Annotated in this window: 16 protein-coding genes; 12 read left to right on the forward strand and 4 right to left on the reverse strand. The window is 36.8% G+C overall.

Annotated features, from left to right (window positions below):
* Position 1: 1 nt before the first annotated feature.
* The 3 genes from recJ to xerD all read right to left on the reverse strand — a co-directional run bounded on the left by recJ (position 2) and on the right by xerD (position 3,797).
* Positions 2-1,741: a single-stranded-DNA-specific exonuclease RecJ gene (recJ, locus tag BTO11_RS06900; protein WP_105051916.1), complete on the reverse strand. Its 1,740-nt coding sequence runs from the start codon at positions 1,739-1,741 to the stop codon at positions 2-4.
* Positions 1,742-1,974: 233 nt separating this feature from the next.
* Complete coding sequence (gene dsbC, locus BTO11_RS06905; RefSeq protein WP_229793336.1) at positions 1,975-2,721, reverse strand: bifunctional protein-disulfide isomerase/oxidoreductase DsbC; 747 nt, start codon at positions 2,719-2,721, stop codon at positions 1,975-1,977.
* Positions 2,722-2,897: 176 nt separating this feature from the next.
* A complete protein-coding gene (gene xerD / locus BTO11_RS06910; RefSeq protein WP_105053682.1) occupies positions 2,898-3,797 on the reverse strand; it encodes a site-specific tyrosine recombinase XerD in 900 nt (299 codons plus the stop codon).
* A 105-nt stretch (positions 3,798-3,902) separates the two neighbouring features.
* On the opposite strand from xerD, the gene fldB reads away from it, so the two are divergent.
* From fldB to BTO11_RS06970, 12 genes are all read left to right on the forward strand, one after another.
* A complete protein-coding gene (fldB, locus tag BTO11_RS06915; protein WP_105051917.1) occupies positions 3,903-4,430 on the forward strand; it encodes a flavodoxin FldB in 528 nt (175 codons plus the stop codon).
* A 93-nt stretch (positions 4,431-4,523) separates the two neighbouring features.
* On the forward strand, positions 4,524-5,144 hold the full coding sequence (locus BTO11_RS06920) for an OB-fold-containig protein (protein ID WP_105051918.1): 621 nt from the start codon (positions 4,524-4,526) through the stop codon (positions 5,142-5,144).
* Positions 5,145-5,205: 61 nt separating this feature from the next.
* On the forward strand, positions 5,206-6,930 hold the full coding sequence (locus tag BTO11_RS06925) for a flotillin family protein (protein ID WP_105051919.1): 1,725 nt from the start codon (positions 5,206-5,208) through the stop codon (positions 6,928-6,930).
* Between the two features lie 121 nt (positions 6,931-7,051).
* Positions 7,052-9,193 (forward strand): tetratricopeptide repeat protein, encoded by a 2,142-nt coding sequence (locus BTO11_RS06930; protein ID WP_105051920.1) that lies wholly within the window; start codon positions 7,052-7,054, stop codon positions 9,191-9,193.
* Between the two features lie 298 nt (positions 9,194-9,491).
* Complete coding sequence (locus tag BTO11_RS06935) at positions 9,492-9,998, forward strand: TIGR03546 family protein (RefSeq protein ID WP_105051921.1); 507 nt, start codon at positions 9,492-9,494, stop codon at positions 9,996-9,998.
* Between the two features lie 2 nt (positions 9,999-10,000).
* Entirely contained in the window at positions 10,001-12,010 is a 2,010-nt protein-coding gene (locus tag BTO11_RS06940; protein WP_105051922.1) for a TIGR03545 family protein, read from the forward strand.
* Positions 12,011-12,473: 463 nt separating this feature from the next.
* Positions 12,474-14,852, forward strand: coding sequence for a TonB-dependent receptor domain-containing protein (locus BTO11_RS06945; RefSeq protein ID WP_105051923.1), 2,379 nt, complete (start codon positions 12,474-12,476; stop codon positions 14,850-14,852).
* A gap of 64 nt (positions 14,853-14,916) precedes the next feature.
* Positions 14,917-15,516, forward strand: a complete 600-nt coding sequence (locus tag BTO11_RS06950) for a PepSY-associated TM helix domain-containing protein (RefSeq protein WP_105051924.1) — start codon at positions 14,917-14,919, stop codon at positions 15,514-15,516.
* A gap of 102 nt (positions 15,517-15,618) precedes the next feature.
* Positions 15,619-16,155: a DUF2271 domain-containing protein gene (locus BTO11_RS06955; RefSeq protein WP_229793335.1), complete on the forward strand. Its 537-nt coding sequence runs from the start codon at positions 15,619-15,621 to the stop codon at positions 16,153-16,155.
* Between the two features lie 81 nt (positions 16,156-16,236).
* The gene (locus tag BTO11_RS06960) at positions 16,237-17,070 is read left to right on the forward strand and encodes a DUF4198 domain-containing protein (RefSeq protein ID WP_105051925.1); all 834 of its coding nucleotides are present in this window, start codon (positions 16,237-16,239) and stop codon (positions 17,068-17,070) included.
* Positions 17,071-17,242: 172 nt separating this feature from the next.
* A complete protein-coding gene (locus tag BTO11_RS06965) occupies positions 17,243-18,844 on the forward strand; it encodes a flavodoxin domain-containing protein (protein WP_105051926.1) in 1,602 nt (533 codons plus the stop codon).
* A gap of 571 nt (positions 18,845-19,415) precedes the next feature.
* Positions 19,416-20,912 carry a hypothetical protein gene (locus tag BTO11_RS06970; protein WP_105051927.1) on the forward strand — a complete coding sequence of 499 codons (1,497 nt, stop codon included), beginning with the start codon at positions 19,416-19,418 and terminating at the stop codon, positions 20,910-20,912.
* 92 nt (positions 20,913-21,004) lie between these two features.
* Here the strand turns inward: BTO11_RS06970 and BTO11_RS06975 are convergent, their stop codons facing one another.
* Positions 21,005-22,471: an anion permease gene (locus tag BTO11_RS06975; RefSeq protein ID WP_105051928.1), complete on the reverse strand. Its 1,467-nt coding sequence runs from the start codon at positions 22,469-22,471 to the stop codon at positions 21,005-21,007.
* Positions 22,472-22,615: the final 144 nt, after the last annotated feature.

The following is a 22,615-nucleotide window of genomic DNA, read 5'->3' on the forward strand; positions in this document are numbered from 1 at the left end:
ATTAAGTAACTGGCTCTAAATCTCTGATCATTAGCTGTAAGTTTGACTCGCCTCTGAACTCATTAATATCCAATTGATACACAATATGGGCATGTTTAATATTGGGATTTGGCCAAACCGTTAAGTCAGCATTAAAGTGAATACCATCAAATACAAGTCCGTCACTGTTGGTTAGTACTAACTTTAAATGTTTAGCGCCAACTAAACGTTGATTAATGATTTCAAACTGATCATCAAAGGTAGGCTCCGCAAATGCTTGTCCCCAAGGGCCTGCTAAATCAAGTTGCTGGCTAAATTCTTTAGTTAGGCACTCACTCGGTAATGAGCCATCCGTTAAGGTGATTTGAGTTAACGCTTCTTCACTTAAATGAGACTGCACAACCGTGTCAAAAGCGTGTTTGAATTTGTCTAAATTGACATGTTTTATTGATAAACCTGCGGCCATGGCATGACCACCAAATTTAAGTATAAGGCCTGGGTTTTGAGTAGATACTTGGTCTAACACGTCACGAATATGCACACCTTGAATAGAGCGAGCTGAACCTTTTAATTCATATTCGCCATTGGCATCACAATCACCTTGGGCAAAAGCGATTGTCGGGCGATAGAATTTATCTTTCACACGTCCTGCAACAATACCAATAACGCCTTGGTGCCAGTTTTCTTCATAGACACAAATACCATGCGGTAAGTTACCACTGGTAATAGAAATGGTATTAACCGCAGCTTCTGCTTCAATACGCATACCTTGTTCAATTTCTTTTCTTTCGTTGTTTAACGAGTTTAAATCCTCAGCCATATTTAAAGCTGCGCCCATATTGTCTGTTAACAAACAACGAATACCAAAGGCCATATCATCCAAACGACCGGCGGCATTTAATCTTGGGCCAATGACAAAACCAAAGTCAGATGCTTTGGCTTTACTGGCATCTTTATTACTCAATTGCATAATGGCTTTAATACCAGAACGGCAAACACCTTTTTTAATACGGGCTAAACCTTGGTGCACCAAAATACGATTATTGCTATCTAGCGGCACTACGTCGGCAACCGTACCTAGCGCAACTAAATCTAAAAATTCGGCTAAATTAGGTTGAGGGACGTTATTTAACTCAAACCAATTAATGTCTCTAAGATGAGAGCGTAAGCCTAATAACAAATAAAATGCAACGCCAACACCGGCCAGGTTTTTACTGGCGAATTCACACTCTGGTTGGTTTGGATTAATAATCGCATCGGCATTTGGTAACTGTTTACCCGGTAAATGGTGGTCGGTAACAATGACTTTTATTCCAGCTTGTTTGGCAAGCGCCACACCGTCTAAACAAGATATACCATTGTCCACTGTGATAATGACATCAGTACCTTGATTAATGATCTCTTGGCTTAGTTCAACGCTTAACCCGTAACCATATTCAAAACGGTTAGGGACTTTAAAACTCACATTTTTAAAACCTAATTTAGTCAGACCCAACATCATTAATGCTGTACTAGTAGCTCCATCGGCATCAAAGTCGCCAACTATGGTGATACGTTGTTGTTGGTTTAATACGTCGGTTAATACCTCAGCCGCAGTTTTAATGCCTTTCATGGTAAATACTGGCAATAAGTCGGCAGCAGAACGTTTAATCTGCTCGCTTTTAGTTATGCCTCGGCCAGCGTATATTTTTTGAATGATAGGATGAAATTCTGCAAGACCCGTTAGGTCGGTATTGATATCGCGGCGTTTAATATTAAGCATAGGGATATATAATTGGCTCTTTAAATTCAGAGTTAAAAGAATGTAGTTAAAGTGTACTTAAAAAAGAGTGTAGCTAAAAAATAATGAACAGAAGGTTATAAAAGACAGTGTAAATAATACGCATAAAAATTATGCCGTAATTAACCAACATTCACATGTTGTGATTACGACATAATTTATTGTCAGTTTCTATAAATTAGAGCTTATTAAGCCAGAGCGTATCGAGTCAGTACTTACTGAGCTAATATTTTAACTAACTCACTTGGCGGTTTATAACCTGGGATCATAGAACCGTCATCAAGCACTATTGCTGGTGTACCGTTAACACCTGCTGCTTGACCTAAATTATATTGAGCTTCAATCGGTGCGCTACATTGTGCTGATTTTACTGCGCCACCGGTTTTTGATTCAGTCATGGCTTTTTGTTGATCATCCGCACACCAAACTGATTGAATATCATAAAAAGATTTACTATTTATGCCACCACGAGGGAAAGCTAAATATTGCACTGTAATGCCTAAGTCGTTGTACTCACTCATTTGTCCATGCAACTTACGACAATAACCACAGGTGGTATCTGTGAATACTGTGATTTTGTATTTTTCGTTTTTAGCCGGATAAACAATCATAGAGTCTTTGAAACTAGCAATACCATCAAGACGTAATTCTTGCATAGCAACTTCAGTTAAGTTGTTCATATTATTGTTTAAATCAAACAGACGCCCGGCAATAAAAAATTGTCCATCGGCAGAGATATAAAAAATACCACGGTCAGTGGCAACTTCTTTTAATCCTTTCATTTGGCTGTCTTTGATGCTGCTTGCTTGTAGACCTAAGCTAACAAGTTTTAATTTAATCGTGGCATCTTCGTCAGCCGTTGTGGCTAATGCAAAATTAGAAATCACTAATAAGCTAGCTGCTGATAAAAATGTCGCTATTTTTGAGGTGATTGATCTTGAAGGCATAGATATTATTGACATAGTCATTCCTGTTTTTTGTATCGTATGTTTATCATAATTCGTATCGCACATTAATCATATAAGTACCATACAGAAAATAAAATTTAACTTTATATGAGATTAGACCACGAATACGTAGGTTAAGTTTCATCTTATTGTTAATAAATACTTGTCAGTAAATACAAGAATGAAAGTACTTAACCTCTAGGGTGGTGTTCCAAGTGCAGAGATTTTAACCTTTCTTTTGCCACATGAGTATATATTTGTGTCGTCGACAAGTCGCTATGGCCCAATAACATTTGTACCACTCTTAAATCTGCACCGTGATTTAGCAAGTGTGTGGCAAATGCATGACGCAATGTATGCGGTGATAAATGCACTTTAATATCAGACAACAGCGCGTAGTATTTTACTCTATGCCAAAATGCTTGGCGGGTCATCATGTTGCCACGCCTTGATGGAAACAAAACATCAGAGTCACCAGTTAATAGCTGTGGTCGTTCAAAGCTAAGGTATTTTTGTAGCCAGTCGGCAGCAATTTCACCCATAGGTACCAGTCTTTCTTTTTGTCCTTTACCAACCACTCGTACAATATTTTGAGTAAGACTTATGTTGTCCAAACGTAAACTAACTAATTCAGTTACGCGTAAACCTGTGGCATAAAGCAGTTCCAGCATCGCCTTGTCTCTAAATTCAATCGGAATTTCCAAATTCTGACAAGTGAGCAGGGCATTCACATCTTGTTCAGATAACACTTTGGGAATACTTTTTGGTAGTTTTGGCGCTTTGGTTAACGCGGTTGGATTATCGGTTCGTACTTGCAGTACTAATAAATATTTGAATAAACGTTTAATCGCACTAAGACAACGTGCGTTGGAACGGTGTTTAATACCTTTGTCTATTCGTTGGGCTATAAAACCTTCAATGGCCGACTCGTTACATTGCTGTAATGATAAATTTTCCGCCACTAGGTACACATTAAATTGAGTAAGGTCGTTTTTGTAGGCGGCTAACGTGTTATCACTTAATCCTTTTTCCAGCCAAAGGTGCTCTAAAAAGAGGGTGATATTAACATCGTTCTGTTGCTGTAAATCCAACACTAAATTTAATGTTCCTTAGATACGTGTTTTGTATTTAGCATTTTGCTAAACTTGCGACCGTTTTCCTAGTATTAACTTTATTTCTTTTCCAAAGAGTGTTTTATGAAAATTGGCTTGTTTTACGGTTCAACCACTTGTTATACCGAAATAGCGTCGGAAAAAATTCAGACAAAATTAAATGAATTATTTGATGTTCCCGTAGTGGAAATATTCAATATTAAAGATACCGAACTTAACACTGTTGCAGACTTTGATGTTCTGATCTTTGGTATTTCAACCTGGGATTTTGGTGAACTACAAGAAGACTGGGAAAGCCAATGGGCAGATGTGGAATCATTAGACCTATCAGGTAAAACCTTGGCTTTATTTGGTCTTGGCGACCAAGAAGGTTATGCAGAATGGTTTCAAGATGCACTTGGCATGTTGCACGACGTGTGTATTAACCAAGGCGCAAATCCAATAGGTTACTGGCCAAATGGCGACGACTATGAATTTATCGCCTCAAAAGCATTAACTGCTGACAAGTCTCATTTTGTTGGATTAGCTCTAGATGATGAAGGGCAATACGACTTAACGGAACAACGTATTAGTGATTGGTGTGAACAACTACTTACAGAGTTGGCAGATTAATAACGTCCGCAGAACCACAACAAAGTATATATAGTTGAATCGATAAGGCTCATCGTTTATTCTTTTTATAAATCAATCCTGTAAGGAAACAGCATGTTTATTGAATTTCTGACCCATACGACTAACGGTCCATATTTTTTCGCACTTTGTTTTTTGATTATTCTTTTTACTGTTGAGGTGTTGGGATTATTAGTTGGTATGAGTTTAAGTCATGCTTTTGATAGTGCGATAGACTTTGATGTAGACACGGATGTAGGTGGTCACTTAACGCTTTTAGGCTTAGGTAAAGTACCGCTAATTATTTGGTTAACCTTCTTTTTTGGCTTGTTCACTCTTATCGGTTACGGCGCCAACGCAATATCATATTCTTTGGTTGGCTACATGCCAATTTGGGTCAGCATTATCCCTGTCAGTATTGCCTCTTTTACTATTAATGGCTTCTTATGTAATTTATTCGCTAAGTTGTTTCCTAAAATTGAAACCACAGCGGTTAGTACCGATACCTTTGCAGGGAGAGTAGCCACTATCACGATTGGTGATGCGACCTATACAAAATTTGCTATGGGCGTTGTACTCGACGAGCATGAAACTTCTCATAATGTCAGAATGCAATCCATGGACGAAGATGTGATCCTTAGCCAGCATCACAAAGTTATCCTAGTCAAAAAAATAGACAATAGCGCCATCTGGTTAGCTATGCCTTATGAAAGCTAAACAACCTCTAATATTTCAAAACATTAAAAATAAAGTTATTAACTAACTCGGAGTAATTAAAATGGAATTAAGTAATGTTATCGCTTATGTAGCGGTTGCCGGTATCTTTTTACTGGTTATCTTCATCGTTGGATTCACCTTGTCGAGAATGTATAAACGTTCGACAAAAGACTCAGCATTGGTAAAAACTGGTTTAGGTGGTGAAAAAGTGATCACTACCGGTGGTGTCATGCTGATCCCAGGTTTCCAAGAATTAATGAGAGTTAACATGCGTACGTTACGTATTCGTGTTGAGAAAAGAGAAGGTGAAGCCCTGATCACTGAAGATTGTATGCGTGTAGATGTTGGCGCAGACTTTTATGTTCGAGTGGCAAGTGACACAGGCTCTATTGCCAAAGCAGCTCAAGCATTGGGTGACCGTTTAGATGATCCAGATAAAGTAAAAGAATTAATGGAGTCTAAGTTTGTTGGTGCACTTCGTTCTGCAGCCGCTTCTATGTCGATGGATGAACTTCACAAAAACCGTCCAGACTTTATCCTTGCAGTGCAAAGTGCCATTGCTGACGAGTTAGCACAAAATGGACTTGAACTTGAATCTGTTTCTCTTACTAGCTTTGACCAAACCAAACTTGAATACTTTGATGAAAACAATGCGTTTGATGCCCAAGGTCGTGCAAAACTTGCAGAAACCATTGAAGGTCGTAAACAACGAACCAATGAAGTTGAGCAAGAAAATCGCATTGCAATAGAACAACGTAATCTTGAAGCAGCAAAAGATTCATTAGCTATTGCTCAACAAAAACGTGAAGCTGAAATTGCACAACAACAAGAAATTCAAGTAAAAGAAGCTGAGCAAAAAGCATTAATCGCAGCTAGCCGCGAAGAGCAAGAGCAAAAAGAACGTCAAGCTGAAATCGCTAAAAATCGTGCCGTGGAAGCCGCGGAAATTGAGAAAAAATTAGCGCTCGATAAAATGCAAATTAACCAACAACGTGACCTTGAAGTTGCTGAACAAGAACGTCAAATTATCATTGCTGAAAAATCAGAAGCTGAGTCAGCAGCTCGTGCAAAAGCCGCCGCTGCTGAACAAGACCGTGTAATAAAAGAAGAAGGTGTAGTTACCGCTGGTGCGGTTGCTAAAGCTGAACGTCAAAAGCAAATTGAAGTCATTGATGCACGTAAAGTAGCTGAACGTGAAGCGGTAGGTATTATTGTTGGCGCAGAAGCGACTAAAAAAGCAGCTCAGGATGATGCTGACTCTAAGCTTATTGTCGCTAGAGCGGATGCCGACGCTATCATAATGAAAGCTGAAGCGGACGAGAAACAATACTCAGTTGATGCAGAAGGTCGCCGTATTCTTAATGAAGCAGATAATGCTTTGAGCGAAGGCCAAGTAGAGCTTCGTCGTGTATTAGCAATGCTAGAAGCATTACCTAATGTTGTTGCTCAAGCAGTTGAGCCACTTAAAAATATTGAAGGTATTAAAATCTTACAAGGTTATGGCGGTGTATCTACTGGGAATGCAGACGGTACTGGAAATTCTAGTGCAGATCCTATGTCACAACTTACAAATGCTGCATTAGGCTATAAAGCACAAGCACCTGTGGTTTCAGCTTTATTAAATGAGCTAGGTTTAGGAGGTTCATTAGAAGATGTAGTTTCAGGTAGTGCCTTAGCCTCATTGGTAAAAAATGAGAGAAAACAGCCAACAAGTGATACTACAAAAACGGTCGACAATTTAGATGTTACAGCCTCAACGGAAACTAATGAAAACTTTAAATATTAATAAATTATAAAGTTATACACTTAGTATTTGAATTCAAGAGAATTTAAATACAGTTAATAAATGAACCTGTACTGCTTGGCAGTACAGGTTTTATTTATGCTCCATCTTATAAAGGTCAACAATGAAAGTAATTAGTACATTATTCGTTTTTGTTTTACTCCTCACTGGCTGTGCTAGCTCTTATAACCGTTCACAAATCCTAGAAGTTAAGTCACAAGAAAGAGACGCTAAAAAGGCGGATCTTATCTCTAGAGCTGAGCAAGGCGATATTACTGCCATGCTTAATTTGAATAAAGACTACTTATTTCCTGAAACCAAAGAAGGGGTAGAGTATTTCCATAAATGGTACGACTTAGTACTACAAAGTAATTCACCAGAAGACATTGAAGCATTTAGAACCTTGTTTGTTAAATATGAAAGTATGTTTATTAATGGGCGGGAAAAGTATTTAGCTTTACTGGAAAAGTCGGCATCATTTGCTCCGGAATTTGAAGGTAATAAAAACGCGTTGATCAATTTATATGGTTACTACCTGCAATTTTATGAGTCTAAAAAACAAAAAATAGTAGAAGATAAAATTTTACTAAATGCAGATAAAAATGACTATTTATCCTTATTTGAAATCAGTCTTGATTATAGTGAATTTGAAAAAGCGGAAGCTATCTATAACAAAGTAAGAACAGAACAACTTGTGTCATCGGCCGAATTACAATTAATGATGTTCAAAATATACACAAGTAAAAAACAAAAATTCAAAGCCAAAGAATTACTTACACAGATAACTGCGTTAGATAATGCAGATATAAAATCAGACGCATTAGCTTATGCTAAACGTTACAGATATACACGTTATCCATTTAAGTTCAATGCTAAATCTTTTGATATTAATGATAGAAATACAGAAAGTTATAGAGAAAAAGTTAAAAGATATTATTCATTGTACTTCTCCTCAGACCGCAAACTTTATAATCAAAAACTAGAAGCATTGTCGAAGAAAGAAATGCTTTTAAACACGCAAGGCGCAACAGCAAGGTTATTAGAGCTATACAAGAAAAATAATCAGAGAGAAAAGTTCTTATCACTTCAAGCTCAAATATTAGAATTAGATTTAATTCAGCCCCTTACTGAGCTTAGTAAATATTATTATGACAATGGGCAGGAATTCAGAGCTTATGATGCGCTTAATAAATTAGCAGAGGAAGGCAATTCAGCCGCAATGTATAGATTGGTAATGGCATACATTGATGAAACTGATTTTGAGCAGCCAGCATTAATAAATAAATGGCGTAAATCTGTTTTTGATAGCAATAATATAGTGTTAAAAACAAAAATCATTGAAGATCTTACGGACGATCCTGAATTATTAAAAGAGTTGCCAGACAGCTTTCGGCAAAAGCTGTTACAAGAGCTCGACAAAAACCAACACATCCCAACGCTAAGACAATTGTCTAGTTATGAAGCGGATACTGCAGACCAAGCTGGTTATAAATACCTTGAAATGGCGGCGAATGCAGGTGATGTAAAAAGCATGTATAAATTAGCTAGAAAAAACTTGGCTTATTCCAATGCAGAAAAAGATGTCGAAACAGCGATGAATATATATCAGCGCTTGATTGATCAAGGCGAAATAACAGCGTTAAACCAAATTGCGCAATTCTATATTGACCCGCCTGAAATAAATAAACAGCTGAAAGATGTTGAAAAAGGATTTGAATTTCATAAAAAAGCATCCGATTTAGGCGATGAAGAAGCCACCAAAACACTTTACCTAGTTTATTCTTGTAGTGGCGCAAACTGTATTTATTTTGACTCTGTCGGTGAAACAAAAGACATTAAAAAGTCAGTCATATATTTAGAGCGACTAGCTAACTTATACGGTTATGGTGATGATGATGTGTATTTTAATTTAGGTATCGCGTACCAATATGGTCATGGCGTTGTTAAAAATTTAGATAAAACAACGGTGTATTACAATAAAATTATCAATAAAGACATGAGAGTAAATTATAATCTAGGTCTTGTTTATGAAGAGCTACAGGATTATGAACAGGCCTTAAAGTACTTCACTATTGTTTTAGGTTTTCCTTCTGACACTAATTCTAAACTGTATAAGCAAGATGCTAGTTTGCGTTTAGCTAACATATATCACTACGGTAAAGGCAAGGTGTCACAAGACATTAACCGTGCGAAATTATATTATTTACAATCAGGAAGTCCTAAAGCGGCTCCTGAACTAGAAAAAATTGAAAACACGTTTAACTAAAAAAACAAGCAGCCTGTAATTGATTCTTTGTAAGTACTTCTCATACTTACACAAATTAGTTACCACTAGCTAAAGCAAAGAAAGCTTTTAGTAATTCACTGAAGGTTTGTTTTTATATTGGCTGTTTATGTCATTCAAAGTGTTCAATGGTTGATATTACTCGTACATTCATATTTAATCGTCGCTTAGCATTAATAATGCGTTCGTTATAAAGGGTGCTATTCTTCACATACTAAATTGCGCGGCTAAACGGCACAGCAAACTAATAGAATAATAAACAAATCTTAAGGATACTTTTATGTTTAATTTTGTAGGCAAGTTTTTTAAATTGCTTAATGGCGATGCATCTCCCGGTCAAATCGCTCTGGGTTTTTCTTTTGCTTTATTTATTGGTTTAACACCATTTTTTAGTCTGCATAACTTAATCATCTTCTTTTTTGTGTTTGCCATTCGTGTCAACTTGGGCGCGTTCTTTCTAGGTAGTGCTGTGTTTGCATTGCTTGCATTTGGTATTGATCCTTTATCAATAAAAGTGGGTGAATACTTACTTAACGACCCTGACTTACTATCAATGTGGACTGAGCTTTATCAAAGTGACGTTTGGCGTGCCTTTAAATTTAATCACACATTATTATTAGGCAGCGTTGTTATTTCTATTTTGTTATTTATTCCAATGCTATTTATTAGCCGCTTTATCGTGTCGACTTATCGAGTGCGAATTATGAAGTGGTTCGAAAAACTGAAAATAAGCAAAATGCTTAAAGCCAGTAAGTTCTATAAGTATTACGAAAGGTTAGGGGAATAATCATGATTAAATGGATACGTTGGTCTGGTTTAGCTGGTTTTGTTGTTGTGGTTGCTTTAATTGCTGCCCTTTGGTTATTAGCACTTGGTCCTTTAATGAAAATGGCGGTTGAAAAATATGGCAGTGAAGCTGTTGGCGCACAAGTAAATGTTGAAGACATTAGTTTAGGATTTAACCCATTGTCATTAACTGTAACCGGTGTACAAGTGGCAGATAAAAATGCCCCAATGGAAAATGTAGTTAGCTTTGACACTGCCGTTGCCACGCTGGAAGCTTTCCCTTTATTGTTAGGACATATAATTGTTCCTGATGTTACTTTGTCGGGCGTTGCATTAGGAACACAAAGAAGCTTCTCTGGTGAGTTAGTTGTTGAGGCTCAAGAAGAGGAAGAGTCAAAAGAAGAAACCGCTTCTACGGATGAAGGTTCTTCTAATAACTCTGATTCTGATAGTGAAACGGCAGAAGCTCAAGAAGGCGATATTTTACCATCATCAGATGAGATATTAGCGCGTGAAAACTTACTAACTACTCAATACGGTAAAGACCTAGAAGATTCTTACAAACAGCATAAACAAACAATAGATACTGCGTTAGCAAATATACCAAATGAAGATGCATTAAAAAATTATGAGACTGAATTAAATAATATATTAAAAGGCAAATTCAAAAACGTAGAAGACTTTAAACAACGCAAAAAAGAATTTGATGCATTAAACGCAAAATTTAAGCAAGACAAGTTAGCTATTGCTGAACTGACAAAAGCGGTGAAAGAAAGTAAGACTGGCTTAAACCAAAAATGGTCAAAACTAAAAGACGCACCAGCACAAGATTTTGCTAACTTAAAAGGTAAATACAAATTAGATGGCGCAGGCGCAACTAATTTAGCCGCATTATTATTTGGTGATGATGTTGGTGGTTATGCTAAAACCGCACTAGAGTATTACGAAATAGTCAGCCCATTATTGTCAGACGACGAAGCCAAAGCTGAAATGCAAGAGCTGAAAGATAAACGTTTAGAAGGGCGTTTAGTCCACTTTAAAAGTGACAACCCGTTACCGGAGTTTTGGATTAAAACTCTTAGCTTCACCATGCAACTGCCTGAGTTAGAACAAGGTACTGGTTCCGTTGGCGAGGTTGCTGTTAAAGTTCAAGATATTACCAATCAGCAAGATGTCATCAACGCTCCAATGCGCTTATTAGCAACGGGTAAAAACCTAAAAAATATGGACAGCTTAAAAATTACTGGTGTAATGGATCACAGAAAATCACCATCAAAAGATTTGTTTGATTTAAACCTACAAGGTTGGCAATTGACCAATGTTAAATTGGGTTTAGTTGGCTTGAAACTGGTATCCAGTAAAGCGTCAGTCACGGCAAAAGCTGTATTTACCAAAGGTGCAATGGACGTAGTTGGTAACGGCTTATTTAAACAAGCTAAGTTTGATACCAAAGACACCACATTTGTCGCCAAAGAAATGAATGCCGCACTTAAAAATGTAAATCAATTTACTGTATCTACCAGTGCAAACGGTGAACTTAAATCGCCAAATATTTCTTTAAGAAGTGATTTAGATAAACAATTAAATTCAGCCTTTAATAAACGCATAAAACAGAAACAAGCAGAGCTTGAAGCTGATCTTAAAGAGAAACTTAACGAACAACTTCTTGCTTATGGTGGCGATTATGCAGAGCAACTTAAAGAGCTGAACTTAACTGAAGGCAGCTTAAAAGAAAAAGGCAAAGCGTTAGAGAAATTAGCTAAGTCAGAAATTTCAACTTACGAAGCACAACTAAAAGCTGAAGCAGATGCGGAAAAAGCCAGAGCTAAAGCAAAAATTGATGCGGAAAAAGCAAGAATGAAAGCTGACGCTGATGCTAAAAAAGCAGAAGAGAAAGCTAAGATAGATGCTGAAAAGGCCAGAGCTAAAGCTAAGTTAAAAGCAGAAGAAGATAGAAAGAAAAAAGAACTAGAAGAAAAAGCCAAAGCAAAACTTAAGAAGTTATTTGGCTAAATTAACTAAAGGCTTTCTGTCTGTTTTAGTTTTTGCCTGTTTTAGATAGTACCAATATAATTTAAAAATGCCGCTTTAAGCGGCATTTTTTTATGCGTATTATTTTTTTTTAAATTTGTATCTAATATTTCATCTTCGAGCTACTGCTAATAAAGGACGATTATATTTTAATATATTAGACATTTTTACCACATTGCCTTTCATCCAAAAATATCCATTATAAGATTTTTCATAAGACCTAATGATAATAGCTAACCATAAAGCCATTACTTAATAATGGGTTATGTGTATTTATCGCCAAGATAAGGCATTGAGAATATCCCCCAGACATAAAAAAAATAAAAAAGTTCAAAATCAATGTAAATGAGAATAGTTATCATTGACGTTCTCATTAGCGTTATGTAAGATGCATCGCATTGATTTTGAACACAACTTATTACGCTAATCTTTTCCGAGGACAAAAATGAAAACTCAGTTTAAATATCGACACATAGCAACTTGTATAGCGATGGCTTTTGGTATGAATGCGTATGCACAAGATGAAGCTGTTCAGCAAGCAGAATCTGACAAACCTATGGATGTAATTGTAGTTACAGCAACAGGTTTTGAGCAAAAATTGACATCTGCTCCTGCAAGTATCTCAATCATCACTGCAGAAGATATGCAAACACGTCCATTCACAACATTACTGGATGCAATTAAATACCAAGAAGGTGTTGATATTGGAACTAGCCGTGACAAAACAGGCCAAGGTTCAATCAGTATGCGTGGTTTAACAAGTGAATATTCATTGATCTTAATTGACGGGAAACGTCAAAATAACCATGGTGATATTTATCCTAATAACTTTGGCGGCAATGCGTTTGGACATATTCCTCCATTAGATGCGATTGAACGTGTGGAAGTTATCCGTGGTCCAGCATCAACCCTTTACGGTGCGGATGCTTTGGGTGGCGCAATCAATATAATCACTAAAAAATCGCAAGGTGTATGGTCGGGTTCTTTAACCTTTGGCCGCAGCTTACAAAGCGATGACCAATTTGGTGATGATATTACAACTGATTTCTCATTAATGGGGCCTGTAATTGATGGGCTATTAGATTTGAGCTTACGCGGTAGTGTTTATGAGCGTTTAGCATCTTCACCAGAGTTTGAACCAGCAACGGATCCAAATGGTGATGTACATTATCGTTCATTAGGTTTTGGTAGCGGTGGTAAAACGGTTGATAATACCAATAAACAATATGGTTTCTCATTATTGTTAACACCAACTAAAGATCACGACATACGTTTTGATTATGATAACTCTCATCAAAAATACGACAACACACCAAGCTACGATATTGAAAGTGGTGAAATTACTTATCCGTTAGGGACTAAAGACAATATTGAATCAATTTGGCGTGAATCAAAAGGTGCGGTTTCACCGCGCGCTGGTTATGCTGCGGATCAAGAGTTTGACCGTCAATGGTGGTCATTAAGTCATAATGCTGACTGGGATTTTGCTCGTTCATTTATCTCTTTATCTTATGTTGATACACAAAATAATGGCCGTACTATGCCGTTAAGTGTTGCAGAACGTCAATTGTTAGAGAAAATGTATTACGCTACAGATGCATACGCAGGAATGGATGAAGAGACTCGTAAAGCCTTAGCTGCCGAAACATTTTTACCAAGAAACAAACGTCCGTTGGAAAGTAGCCAATATACATTAGACGCTCGTTTAGATATTCCACTAGATGATTTGGCAGGTTTCCATAATTTAGTTGTTGGTACTCAAATTACTAACGGTGAGTTACTTGATGGTGTGTTTGGATTAGAAGACGGCGAAGTAAATGGCGTACAAGAACAAAAAATGTATGCATTGTTTGTTGAAGATAACTGGACTGTTATCGAACCACTAACAATTACAGCGGGTGTTCGATACGATAACCACGATGTTTTTGGTAGTAATGTATCTCCGCGTTTATATTCTGTTTATACAATATCTGACAGTTGGACAATTAAAGGTGGTGTAAGTACTGGTTTTAAAACGCCTCAAACAACTGACCTTTATGACGGTATTACAGGTTTTGGTGGTCAAGGTACTTCACCGTTTGCGGGCAACCCAGACTTACAACCTGAAACTAGTGTAAATAGTGAGTTAGCGGTTTACTGGAACGATTTTGACAAGGGTCATAGTTTCAATATGACTTACTTTAATACTAAGTTTAAAGATAAGATCGCCCGTGGAGATACAATTCAAAGCTGTGAAACCACTAACGATGTTCGCCCTTGTGTAAACTTAGGAGCGTATGATTCCTTAGGTTACACCACTTATAGCCAAAAAATTAATATCGACAAAGTTGATATTCAAGGTCTTGAAGTTGCTGGCCGAGTTTCAATTTCTGAAGATTGGAATGCAAATGCTAACTACACATGGACAGACAGTGAGCAAAAAAGTGGTTCTAGCGCTGGTCAGCCATTAACTAATACTGCAGAGCATATGGCTAATATTTCAACTGATTGGTCAATCACTGAAAAATTCAATGCTTACCTTCAACTTGAAATACGTTCTGACCGTTACAGAGATTGGGACAGTGTTTTAGATAAAGCGTTATATTACAAAAGTTACAATGCATTAAACCTTGGTGCTCGTTATACAATTAACGAAAACTTAACAGTAAATGTACGTATCAATAATTTACTTGATGAAGACTTCACTTCATATCAAACAGATTATGTTGATCTGGATAACGACGGTCGCTATTCATACGATGATGATGAAGTTATCTTTACAGATGATTACAATATTAAAGATAAAGCACGTAGTTTTTGGGTTGGTATAAACGCCTCATTCTAAATACATACGTATAATGCCAAGTTGATATGAGTTTAAGGTTGGTAAAAAAAGTGAAACACAGCATATGAAAATTACATTAGGTAGCGCACGTCAGTGGCATTGGGTAAGCGCAGCTGTTTGTAGTATTGGTATGCTGTTTTTTTCATGGACAGGTATCACCTTAAACCATGCTGCTGATATTCTGGCTAATTCGGATATCACAACAATAGAAGCAGAAATACCTGCAGCATTATTAAAACCATGGCAGGCACTTGAAGCTAACCAGGATGTATTACCTCACGATATTCGTCAGTATTTAATGACAAAGCACCAATTGTTTATTGGACAAGATACGGTAGGTGAATTCAATGATGGAGAATTTTATTTGTCGATGCCAAATCCTGGCGTAGATGCTTGGCTTGCTATTGATATAGAAAGTGGAGAGTTAATTTTTGAGCGTACCGACCGAGGTTGGATTTCGTTTTTTAATGACTTACACAAAGGCCGATACACAAACGAGGCATGGAAATGGTTTATCGATATATTCGCTGCTATTTCCATTGTTTTTTGTTTAAGTGGTTTGTGGCTACTTTATAAACAATCAGGTTTTCGTTTATCGACTTGGCCTGTGGTGACATTAGGCGTGCTTTTGCCGCTGATTATTATTTTAACAAGTTTACATTAAGGTCTGTTTGCCTTTCATTTTCTGACTCGCGTAATGCAACAGATGAAAGGTGAGGGGACTCTACACACTGGACTCTAAACACTGGATTTAAAAGGAAAATCAATGAACCGCACAATTTTGTCTAACATCGCATTCTTTTCAATGTTTGCGTTAAGCATTGTTTTCAGTAACGTTTCAGTTGCTGCGGATAAACTATTAATTGATGTTGAAATGCCGCGTATGAATGTTGCTGAATACCATAAGCCTTATGTGGCTATTTGGTTGGAAGATAGTAACCGTAAAGCGACACAAATTGCACTTTGGTACGACCTTGATATGAAAGATAACGAAGGTGCTAAATGGCTAAAAGATATTCGTCAGTGGTGGCGTCGTATTGGTCGTTCATCACAGCAGCCATTTGACGGATTAACTTCTGCCACTAAAGGCCCTGGTAAACATAGTATTGTTGTTGATTTAACATCAAAGCATTTACAGTCATTACCAAAAGGTGAATATCAATTACGTATTGAAGCTTCAAGAGAAGTTGGCGGTAAAGAAGTGGTGAATATTCCTCTTCAATGGCCGGTTAAATCAAGTGATTACCCACTATCTGCATCAGGTAGTACAGAGCTAGGTAGTATTAAAGTTTCGATAGATTAAACGTCATTTAACATAGTTACTAACGGTTGCTCAGTATATGTGCACATAAGATTTAAATTACATAGATTAAAGGATAAATTAATGAATATATCTACACCAATCAAAGCATTGTTATCTATTACCATGGTAATGGGCTTATGTTTTAACGCCAGTGCTCACCGCGCATGGATTTTACCAAGCACAACTAACTTGTCAGGCGATGCGCCATGGGTAACATTTGACGCTGCGGTTTCAAATTCTTTATTTGTACCTGAGCATGTGCCACTTCGTATGAAAGGCTTAATGGTTCAAGATCCAAATGGTAAATCAATTGACGTTGCTAACCCACATACAGGTAAATACCGCTCTACTTTTGATTTAAACTTGTTAACACCAGGTACTTACAAAATTGGTTATGCATCAGGTGGTTTACGTGCTTCATGGAAAGACAAAGATGGTAAGCGTAAAAGATGGCCTGGACGTGGTGAAACAGCTAACGATGCGGATTTTGAAAAAGCCGTACCTAAAAAAGCAGATTCATTAAAAGTATCTCAAAGCTTCCGTCGTTTAGAAACGTATGTAACGTCAGGTGAGCCAACTACAAAAGTATTTGAAGCAACAAACTCAGGTTTAGAATTAGTGCCTGTGACTCACCCAAATGATTTATTTGCAGGTGAAAGTGCTAAGTTTCAATTCTTATTTGAAGGTGAGCCAGCAGTTGGTGTGAAATTAGCGATTGTTAAAGGTGATACGCGTTTTCGTAATGACCAAAATCAATTAGATTTAGTAACTGATGCAAAAGGTTATGTGAGCATCACATGGCCAGAAGCTGGCGTATATTTAATAGAAGCTGAGTTTGAAGACGATAAAGCACAAGCTCCAGCAACAATACGTACAGGTAGCTATGGCGCAACATTTGCCGTTTACCCACAGTAATTGATAACCATTTAACTTTAGTCGTGCTGAGCTGCATTTAATGCAGCTTTCACTATGAAGTTATTCATATTTGGTTGTAAAGTATTGATACTAAAAACCTACATTATCAATAATGTAGGTTTTTTGATTTATAAGTTATCTAAACAGTATTAGACGTTGGTAAAAAGAGTATATGCAAAGTTTGTATTTGATTGGTGTATTGATAACGGTATTGAGTGTTGCGTGGTTAGCTTTATGTGTAGGTATGTGGCGTTTACACCGTTCACGAACTCAGCCTAAACTGGTAGCAAATACAAAAACACTTATTGTGTATGCTAGCCAAACGGGTAATGCCCAATCAATAGCGCAATACTTTGCTGATGCATTAAGCGTGTTAGAAAAAGTGAGTGCTATCCCTTTGAATGCGTTAACTTTTGAGCATCTACTTCCCTTAGAAAAAGTGCTCTTTGTGATCAGTACTTATGGTGATGGTGAGGCTCCAGATAATGGCAGTTTATTCACTAAATTACTGACAACGATATCAACATCAACATCAGATAGAAATGCTGATATTAACCAGCTTAATCATTTAGCTTATTCAGTTGTTGCATTAGGTGATAGTACATACCCTGAATTTTGTGCTTTTGGTTATCAAGTAGACCAAGCAATGAAAGACGCAGGGGCTAAACAGTTAAGCAAGGTTATTACAGTTGATAATTATGATGAGCTAATTACTAACCTAGCTGATATTACGCCAGATTGGCTTGAGGTTTCACAGCAATCATTAATACAGCAGCCGTCTTTAATAAAAACCACTGGTACTCAAGTTGTTAAGTCTAAGCAATATTGGCAATTAATCCAACGCGAGTTACTAAATCCAGATTGTAATGATGAACCGCTATTACAAATTACTTTTAAAAGTATAGGGCCAAGTCCAACTTGGCAAGCGGGTGACTTAATAGAGATTCAACCTAAACAACCTAGCGAAGTTGTTGATAAATGGTTAGCAGAAAACAATATAAATGGTGATATTTGGTTAACACACCAAGGCCATCAACAGTCGTTAAAAGCCTGGTTGCTAGAACGTGAACTACCTGAAACACACAAGCATTCAGCAAATGAATTGTTACAAGCGTTACCTTATTTACACAAACGCAGCTATTCAATAGCATCTATACCAGAAGATGGCCAATTACAGCTCATTGTTCGTTTGTTTGAAAAGCACAATGGCGATGTACAAAGGCAAGCAGAAAAACAAGAATTTGGTTTAGCATCAGGCTTTTTAAGTCATTATTGCCAAGTAGGTGATGTAATTGATGGGCATATTAAAAGCGTAAACTCACATCATAATATAGATCACAGTAAGCCTATTATTTTAATTGGGGCTGGCAGCGGTTTAGCCGGATTAAAAGCACAAATATCAGCGCGCTTTTATTTGGCCAATCAACAAGATAAATCCATTGGTCAAAGCTGGTTGATTTTTGGTGAGCGTAACAACAAAGCAGAACTCCCTATAAACAAACAATTAGCTGAGTTTGAAAAAGAGCCGGTAAAAGTGAATAAATTAAGTTGTGCTTTTTCACAAGACAGTCAATACCCTAAATACGTACAAAATGTTCTATTTAATGAACAAGACAAGCTGCATCAGTGGATTGATGACGGTGCTTATATATATGTTTGCGGTAGCTTAGTTGGAATGGGGGAAGGCGTACAAGATGCTTTAGTAACTATTTTAGGACAAGAAAAGATAGAAGAGTTACAACAGCAGCAGCGTTATATTCGGGATGTATATTAATTCGGGCTTTTTTTGAGCCTGAACTTTGACACCTTTTATATTATTTGTTTGTAGCCAAGTTGCCTTTTTGAAAGGCCGCTTGTTTTTATAGCTTGGTTTATAAGTATTGCTGTGAAATTGCATTTAGCTGAACTCGAAGGTTTCACCTTGACGGTGACCATACCTTTTTTCAACAGCCAAAAAAGGTAGGCGCTCTTAGTAATAAAACAGAGCGCCGCCCGTAACCAAAACATCCGCTTACATTAACTATTGTTACTAAATAATAACCTTTATGATCAAGTACTGACGACTCCCTTAATGGAGGAGGTAGAGCGAAGTAGGGACCAGAGCTGGAAAACACTCGTCGTTGAATAGTTTCCTCAAACGGGAGTTCATGATCGCTCGTTTTGTGGAAAGTCTTATTTTATAAGAGACGTAATACAGATGCTTTGAATAAAATGGGCCAAAGTAAGGCAAAATATACATTATGTTTTTTATAAAAATCGTTGTTTATGTTTTGAACAATTGATACGTTATTCTTTATTAAGAAATACTGACTCTAGGTAAGCGTTAAAATTACTAAAAGGATAATATGATAAATAGTTTTGTAAGTATGCTAAATGAAGGGGCTAATTTAACATGCACTTATGATGCCTTTGGAGAGGTTAATCAATATATATTATCAAATGAAGGTAAAACAACAACTGTTCCCAAAGGTAATTCAAACTTTCAAAAAATCTCACATTATATTTCTTCTAACGATATTTATATTGAACCTGAGTTAAAGTGGGTTGAGATTATAAGAAATGTAGATAATGAAATACTTCATTTTTTAACAAATATAGGTGCTTTTACAGACTCTGAGGAGAACTCTGTATCAAAATATTTAAAAAAATTGATTAATAACAAACAGATTGAAATAAAAGAGACATCTAATATACCTTATATAGAAAGAGTTGAAGTTTCTGTTTTTTTGCCTCGAATGTATAAATTATCAAATACATTACATGAATGTATTAATGAGTCACCAATTGCTAGCAGTGCCTTAGGTTTAGAATTTGAGGTAAACCCTAGGCTCATTCAAAACGTTGAGGATGATTTTTTCAATGGATATGAGTTTGTTCGGAGTAACCTTGATTATACAAAAGGTTTAGTGTTTAGGTTTGATGTTACAAAGTCTAATGCAAAAAAATTATTTAATTGGTCAAAAGGAGCTTTGGGTAATGAAGTTGAAGAATTAGAAAAATCATTGCTTGAAGAGTTGGCTTTATACAAACGGTCGAGATCCAGAGGACCTCGAACTTGTTGGTTTTTTGACTTTACTACTCTACAGAATTATTTATGGGCACCTATATTTCAGTTTAGCAATCGAGTTATTAATATGGTGAATATGCAAGCAGATAACAAGTCAATGCCATTAATGTCTAAAGAACGTGTTGGTGATATGGCTTGTATTAAATTTTATTATTCAGATGGCCACAATACAATACAATCAATTTCAAAGTTATTGGATTCACAAATTAGTATATTTCCAGAGCAGTTAAATTGGGATTATAACCCAACAGATATTGTATTTAAGCGTATTAGTTTCCTTTACAATCAGGGTCTTTATTTTGAATCTTTAATTGTAACTCAATCGTTTTTAGAGTCATTAGTATCCGGAATGTATGATAAGAATATTATCAATCAAGTATTGAATAGAGATGTAATAAAATGGGAACAACGATATAAATACCTCAATGACTTTTTCGATAATCAACTTAGCGAAGATTCACATTTAAAATATTTATTTAATGGAGGCTTTAAAGAAATTTACGATTATAGAAATTCATATGCCCATGATTATTTAGAACATAGGCCTGATTATACGTTTGATATCGAACTATATAAAAAAGTTAACTTACTTGTAAAGCCATTCATCGAAAATTACGAAGGAACTAAGTTTGTTCGTGAAATTACTGGTATATATAATCAAAAAAGAGAATTCTGGGAGTATTTATTATCTCTAAAAAAAGACAGGGTAAGGTATCCAGTACTTTCTTTTTTTAAAAAGTTAATTAAATTGAAGGGCTTTTTCAAAAAACTATAGTTTACATTATTAATGATGGACGCTGTTGGTCAGGTGAAACAATTCGTTTCATTCATATATGGTTTATAAGCCTCAAAAATAGCACAACCTACTTACCAATATCCCAATACTTTCCACCACAGTCCGCCTACGATGCCCCAGACGGATAAGTTAACGATACTCATTATAAAGCCCATAACCCACCAGTCTTTCATGGAGACATAACCAGAACCGAAGATGATTGGCGATGTGCCTGTTGCGTAATGGGTTAATGACATCATTAGGGAAGAGGCGCCAGCTAGTAATAAGCCTAGATATAAAGGTGGAGCGCCTAATGCTAAACCTGCGGCATAAAATGCAGCAAACATTGCGGTAATATGCGCTGTTGTACTGGCAAAAAAGTAATGTGCGTAGAAGTAAACGCCAACCAAGATAGTGACAGATATTGCCCAACCAAAACCGAGTTGCTCAATATTATTTCCTACAACGGATGAGAACCAATCCACTAGACCTAGTTTATTCAAAAATGTTGCCATCATAACTAAAGCAGAAAACCACACAACCGTGTCCCAAGCTGACTTTTCTTTGAGTACATCGTCCCAACTCAATACGCCGCTTACCAGTAAAATAGACAAGCCTAAAAAAGCAACGGCGGTTGTGTTTACTGCATAATCAGCACCAAACAACATAGCTGGCACGCCAGCCCAAAGAGTTAGTAATAGGGCAAAAACACTCACCATAACTTTTTCGCCATAAGACATAGGACCCATATCCGTGAGTTTAGTTTTGGCATACATTTTTGCATCAGGCGTGCGCTTGATTTCTGGCGGATAAATCGCATAAATTACTAATGGCACCAAGGCAATACACACTAAACCCGGTAACAAAGCTGCTAGTGCCCATGTTCCCCAAGTAATACTGATGTCTGAACCTGTGGCGTCGGCAATAAGTTTTACAATTAATGGATTAGGTGCGGTTGCCGTAATAAACATGGCAGAGGTGATCGGATTAATATGATAGTTAACCAACGCAAGATAATGTCCTATCTTACGAGAGGTTCCTTCTTCTGGTGAAGAGCCAAAGCTTGCTGCGATTGATCTCATTATCGGGTGGATAATGCCACCACCTCGTGCGGTATTACTTGGTGTTACAGGTGCGATAACTAATTCAGACAGTGCTAACGCATAACCAATACCTATGGTTTTTTTACCAAATAACGAAATAAAATAATAACCAATACGATTACCTAAACCGGTTTTAACTAAACCTCTTGAAATAATAATGGCAATACCAATCAACCAAATAAGGGAATTTGAGAAACCGCTTAACGCATCTTTAATTGCAGTAGAGGGATTGTCGCTGGTGACTCCGGTGAGAGCGACTAATGTTATGGCTAAAATAGCAACCGCACCAATTGGCATTGCTTTACCAATAATGGCGACCACAGTACCAACAAACAAAGCCAACAGATGCCAGGCATTGACTGATACACCTTCAGGAACCGGTATAACAAACCAAAGTAATAAAATGGTAGCTATGGAAATTAGTCCAGGCACAAGCCGAACGTCAGTGACTTTCATACAATATCCTAAATGGTTTTACACCTTGGCGATTAACAAGGTATTAATGCCTAACATACTACCTTTATCATTAACTATGAAAAGTGATCCACATCATGAAAAGTAAAAATGTTTTAATATCTTTAAAAATCCTACAAACAAAGC

The organism is Psychrosphaera saromensis (assembly GCF_002954545.1).
In the GTDB taxonomy this organism is placed as follows: domain Bacteria; phylum Pseudomonadota; class Gammaproteobacteria; order Enterobacterales; family Alteromonadaceae; genus Psychrosphaera; species Psychrosphaera saromensis.